Source organism: Sulfurospirillum tamanense, assembly GCF_016937535.1.
Taxonomy (GTDB): domain Bacteria; phylum Campylobacterota; class Campylobacteria; order Campylobacterales; family Campylobacteraceae; genus Sulfurospirillum_B; species Sulfurospirillum_B tamanense.
On record NZ_JAFHKK010000052.1, the window covers coordinates 1 to 4,779 of the forward strand.

At 45.0% G+C, this 4,779-nt stretch carries 7 protein-coding genes; 5 read left to right on the forward strand and 2 right to left on the reverse strand.

Annotated elements, in window-relative coordinates; genetic code table 11:
- Positions 1–475, forward strand: a 475-nt coding sequence (locus tag JWV37_RS12480; RefSeq protein ID WP_275898388.1) for a methyl-accepting chemotaxis protein, incomplete at its 5' end; no start/stop codon positions are given.
- 19 nt (positions 476–494) lie between these two features.
- Here the strand turns inward: JWV37_RS12480 and JWV37_RS12485 are convergent.
- Complete coding sequence (locus JWV37_RS12485; RefSeq protein ID WP_205460195.1) at positions 495–2,045, reverse strand: sigma 54-interacting transcriptional regulator; 1,551 nt, start codon at positions 2,043–2,045, stop codon at positions 495–497.
- A gap of 141 nt (positions 2,046–2,186) precedes the next feature.
- Between JWV37_RS12485 and JWV37_RS12490 the strand changes: the two genes are divergently transcribed.
- The 3 genes from JWV37_RS12490 (at position 2,187) to JWV37_RS12500 (ending at position 3,425) form a co-directional block, all read left to right on the forward strand.
- Positions 2,187–2,519, forward strand: coding sequence for a nitrogen fixation protein NifQ (locus JWV37_RS12490; RefSeq protein ID WP_205460197.1), 333 nt, complete (start codon positions 2,187–2,189; stop codon positions 2,517–2,519).
- 110 nt (positions 2,520–2,629) lie between these two features.
- Positions 2,630–2,917: a sll1863 family stress response protein gene (locus JWV37_RS12495; protein ID WP_205460199.1), complete on the forward strand. Its 288-nt coding sequence runs from the start codon at positions 2,630–2,632 to the stop codon at positions 2,915–2,917.
- A gap of 34 nt (positions 2,918–2,951) precedes the next feature.
- Positions 2,952–3,425 (forward strand): sll1863 family stress response protein, encoded by a 474-nt coding sequence (locus JWV37_RS12500; protein ID WP_205460201.1) that lies wholly within the window; start codon positions 2,952–2,954, stop codon positions 3,423–3,425.
- Between the two features lie 42 nt (positions 3,426–3,467).
- Here the strand turns inward: JWV37_RS12500 and JWV37_RS12505 are convergent, their stop codons facing one another.
- The gene (locus JWV37_RS12505) at positions 3,468–3,905 is read right to left on the reverse strand and encodes an META domain-containing protein (RefSeq protein ID WP_205460202.1); all 438 of its coding nucleotides are present in this window, start codon (positions 3,903–3,905) and stop codon (positions 3,468–3,470) included.
- A 180-nt stretch (positions 3,906–4,085) separates the two neighbouring features.
- On the opposite strand from JWV37_RS12505, the gene tpx reads away from it, so the two are divergent.
- Positions 4,086–4,586, forward strand: coding sequence for a thiol peroxidase (tpx, locus tag JWV37_RS12510; protein WP_205460204.1), 501 nt, complete (start codon positions 4,086–4,088; stop codon positions 4,584–4,586).
- Positions 4,587–4,779: the final 193 nt, after the last annotated feature.

Below are 4,779 nucleotides of genomic sequence, written 5' to 3' on the forward strand. Positions count from 1 at the left end.
GACCAATCTTTTGGCTCTTAATGCGGCCATTGAGGCGGCGCGCGCAGGAGAGCATGGGCGCGGGTTTGCTGTGGTTGCTGATGAAATTCGAAAGTTAGCCGAAAAAACCGATGAAGCAACTAGGGAAATCACAGAAGTGATAGGAGCTATTCAGATGCAAACCAAGCTATCTTCGGGGCAAGTGCGCGATATTGTAGGACAAATCCACGAGAGTTTTGAGCTTGCCAAAGGCGCTTCACAGGCATTGGAAAAGATTAAAATCAATGCTTCTTCCGCCCAATCAGATGCTCAAAATGTCGCCGAAGCGTCTCAGCGCCAAGTCGAAAAAATCACCCACTTTTCTCAAGATTTGAGCAAAATTGCCGAGGCTTCGGAAGGCGTGATGGAAAAGCTCCAAGCCAACTCCGCAGTCACCAAAGAGCTAGAGGGTGTTTCGCAAAAACTTGGAGAACTCATTAGCCATTTTAAAGTCTAATGCGCTTTACATGTAAAGCTTAGCATTCGATATCGTATTTTTTAATCTTGTATCCAATCTGCCGTGGGCTCATGCCAAGCATTGCCGCGGCTTTGGATTGAATGCCTTTACATGTAAAGAGTGCTTCGACGATAGCTTCTTTTTCCATTTGTTCGATGCTACCCCTGGTGGCGGTTTTGGGTGCGGGTTTTTCCTCGGGAATGACAAAGGTGTCGTCCTTGACTGTAATGTTGGGTAAAAGCGACACCACTAAGCGGTCATCTACCGCGTTGGTGTCGGCTAAAAGCACCATGCGTTCCATGGTGTTTTCAAGCTCGCGAATGTTGCCAGGCCACGGGTAAGCTTTTAAAAGGGTTCTGGCTTCGTTGGTGAAAAAAAGCTTTTTCTTGTGTTCTTTGGCGTATTTTTCGAGGAAAAAGTTACACAAGAGGTTGATGTCTTTGCCGCGCTTTCGCAACGGCGGCAAGAGCAAAGGGATGACATTAAGACGGTAGTAGAGGTCTTCTCGAAATGTTCCTTCTTTGACCATTTTTTCAAGGTCACGGTTGGTTGCGGCGACGAGGCGCACGTCTACCTTGATGGTCTTTGACCCACCCACGCGCTCAAATTCTTGTTCTTGCATGACCCGCAAGAGTTTGACTTGAAGTGCAGGGGAGATGTCGCCGATTTCATCCAAAAACAGCGTGCCTTTGTCGGCGAGTTCAAAGCGTCCTTTGCGGGTCTCTTTGGCGTCGGTGAAGGCGCCTTTTTCGTGTCCAAAAAGCTCACTTTCAAGCAAGGTTTCGCTAATGGCTGCGCAGTTTAGTTTGATGAGTGGGCCTTCACGACGGGTGCTGAGGTTGTGAATGGCTGAGGCGATGAGTTCTTTGCCAGTACCCGTTTCGCCCCGAACCAAGATGGTCGCGCGGGAGGGGGCGACTTTGTGTAGCACCTCAAACACTTTTAAAATCTCGTCACTTTTACCGATGATATTTTCAAAACTGGACGCTTTGAGCACCTCTTCTTTGTAGTAGCTGTTTTCATCACTAAGGCGCTCTTTTTCGCTTTGGATGCGTTGGTGGACGAATTTGGCTTGGGCAAACATGGAGCTGACGATGGTGAGGATGCGGATGGTCTCGTCAAAGTCGGTTTCGCTTGCGCCGTTGAGGTTCGCACTAAGCACGCCCACGAGTTCATTTTTCACAAGCATGGGAACCGCGACGTAAGAGATGGTTTCGCCTTTGCGGCCGCCTGTTTTGTTGAGAAAAAGGATGTTGTTGTGCACGTTTTCGATGATGATGGGTTCTTTGGATTGCCCCGCTAGGCCCGTGGCACCCTCGCCAAGTCGGTAGGCGCTAATCTTTTGCTGTTGAGGCGTGAGGTCGATGGAAGCAAAAATGCAAAGCAAATTTGTGTCGGGTTCAAAAAGGTAAACGGCGCTGCGTTGGAGTTTGAGCTCGTGCTTTAAAATACTCAGGGCTTTTTCGGTGACGTGCTTTAAATCTTGCACGTCGGTCAAAAGCTTGGCAATCTCATACAACAGCGCGACCTCTTTTTTGAGTAGGCCGATGGTACAGGTTTCACAGCGCAAGGCAGCCCCTTTTCTCGTGGTATGAGTTTTAAGTATACCATTTAGTGGATGATTAAGTGGACATTATTTTGTTTAAAATATAATCAAACAAGAAAACAAAGATGCGTTACAATGCTTTACATGTAAAGAAGAGGAGGATTTGTGGATGCCAACACCTTGTATTCTCACGTAAGAATACTGCTTGAAGCCCATGCAAAAGACGACGTAGCGTTGCGTGAAATCGCTCCTTTGATTGCCAGACGTTCCTTGGAAATGAACCACCTGTACGAAGCCATGGGGTTTGCTAACCGTGGGGAAATGGGAAAATTCATGAGCCAACACTTTCCTGCACTTGCCTCTCAAAAACCAAGCAAAGTACGGTGGAAAAAATTTCTCTACGACTCCATCCAAGCAACAGCCCCCGCCTGTGAGGGATGCCCCGATGAGGATGATTGCTTTCGCTCTGAGTGCTCGTTAGAGTGGCATCGGCGGTAGGGTGGACCTTTACATATAGATAGATGACCTTGACCCTTTTGAGCGCCAAGACTTGACAAGTAAATTTTAAGCCTGTACGATGGGGGTAACTCAGCACAAAGGAGCAACAGATGAGTATGAAAGAAACTTATGAAAAAAAACTTGAGGCACAGCTCAAAGAGTGGGGTGCGGAGATTGACAAGCTTAAAGCTAAAGCCGAAAAAACAGAAGCGGATGTGCAGCTTGAATACTACAAAGAAATCGAAGAGCTCCGCGCCATGCAAAACCAAGCCAATGAAAAACTGCGCGCCCTCAAAACAGCAAGCGATGACGCGTGGGAAGATTTAAAAGCAGGCATGGACAACGCGTGGGATTCCCTTGGCGAAGCGCTCAAAAAAGCTTCGGCAAGATTTCAATAACCACTCATACATGTAGCAAACCAAAGGAGACACTATGAACTATTTAAAACTATTATTTTCAACATTCGCCCTATTGGGGTTAGTAGCCACACACTCCGTAGCCGACAGCCACGGTGGCAAAAAAGAGGCTAACGACACCACTATTGAAACAGTACAAAAAGAGACCAAAGCGTTACTCAATACCCTCGCCGACTACACCGTCGAGCAGCGTGACCAAGCCACTAAAGAGATCAAAGAAGCACTAAAGCGTCTTGATAAGAGTACCGATGTCCTTGAACAGCGTCTCGAAAACGATTGGGAACAGATGAATAAAACCGCACGAAAAGAAGCAAAAGAGGCACTCAAAGAGCTTCGCCAACAGCGCATCGCCCTAGCGGAGCAATACGGCAGCTTTAAAACCAGTAGCGACCAAGCATGGGAACGCATGAAAAAAGGCTTTTCTGATGCTTACTCCTCCCTTGCAAACTCTTGGGAAAAAGCCCAGAAGGCCTTTGACTCTAACAAGTAGCGCATTACGCAATCTCTCAAGGTTTTCCTTGGGGGATTTACACTAAAAGTACACCGCCATAAAACGCAACAGCACTTCCCCTCTTTCATTTTCAAAGGTTAAAGCCTCTCCCCAAAGCGTAAAGTGGCTAGTTTCTCCAAGCGCCACTGAAAAATTATCTGCTTGCTTCATTCCTTCTGCACACATCATGCGCGTGGAGGCAAGATGTGAAAAAGTGATGGTTTCATTTTTAATTGCATAAGTACCAAACATGCGGTTGCATCCATCAGAACCAACGATTCTGCCATCCTCTTGCAACACAATGTGTGTTTCTTGTTGGTTATCAGCGACTAGCGCTTTTTCTCCCTTAATCTCAACTGCCTTCCAGTAGGTGTTTTTCAAAGAAACATCACCTGCTGGCTCTAATGCCTCTTTGGCACAACCACTCAAAAAGAGTACGCTCAAAAGCGCTAAGAACGCTATTTTTATGGTTAATCTCATCTGTTTTCCTCCTGTGTCAAAAATGCCGATTGTAACGTATTTTGCCTTACGCACTACTCAATATAACGTAAAAATTTAACACATAAAAAGTCGTACTTTTGTGTTTTTTTAAAAATTTTCTAATCAAGTTTTCACAAAAAATATCTTAAGATAGATAAAATTTTTTACAAAGGATTTATTATGGGTCAAACAACTCTAAAAGGCGTTCCAGTAAAAATTGGTGGTGATGAGATTAATGTTGGTGATTTTGCACCTTCTGTTGCCATCATAGGTAAAAATCTTGAAGAGATTACAGTTGGTGGAGCAAAAGGAGTCAAGCAAATTTTGGTCGTTGTTCCATCGCTAGACACAGAGGTTTGTGCGGCTGAAACCAGAAGATTTAACGCAGAGGCCGCAAAAGATAAAAACACTCAAGTAACAGTTGTGTCTATGGATGTACCTTTTGCTATGGGGCGATTTTGCTCAGTTGAAGGAATTGAAAATTTAAATGTTGGTAGCGACTTTAGAGATAAAGCGTTTGCAAAAGCATACGGGGTTCTAATTGAAGATGGCCTGTTGAGCGGCTTTACATGTAGAGCTGTTTTTGTCATTGATGGCGATGGAAAAGTTTCCTATAAAGAGATTGTTGCTGAAATCACAGACGAACCAAATTATGAAGCGATTTTATCATTTGCTACCTAAGCAAAGAGAGCTAACACCCCCTTTTTGTCTTTATATGTAAGGATGGGCCAAAGAGGGGAGCTTTTTGAGAGTCGTGCTTTTGTAGTTTTTTTGAGTAAAAAGTAAGTACTTAACCCTATTCCCCGTGTTTGTTTAGACTTTAAATTCGTTGAGCTTTTCTTGAAGCATCAGGAAAAACGGGGACAGAAAATGA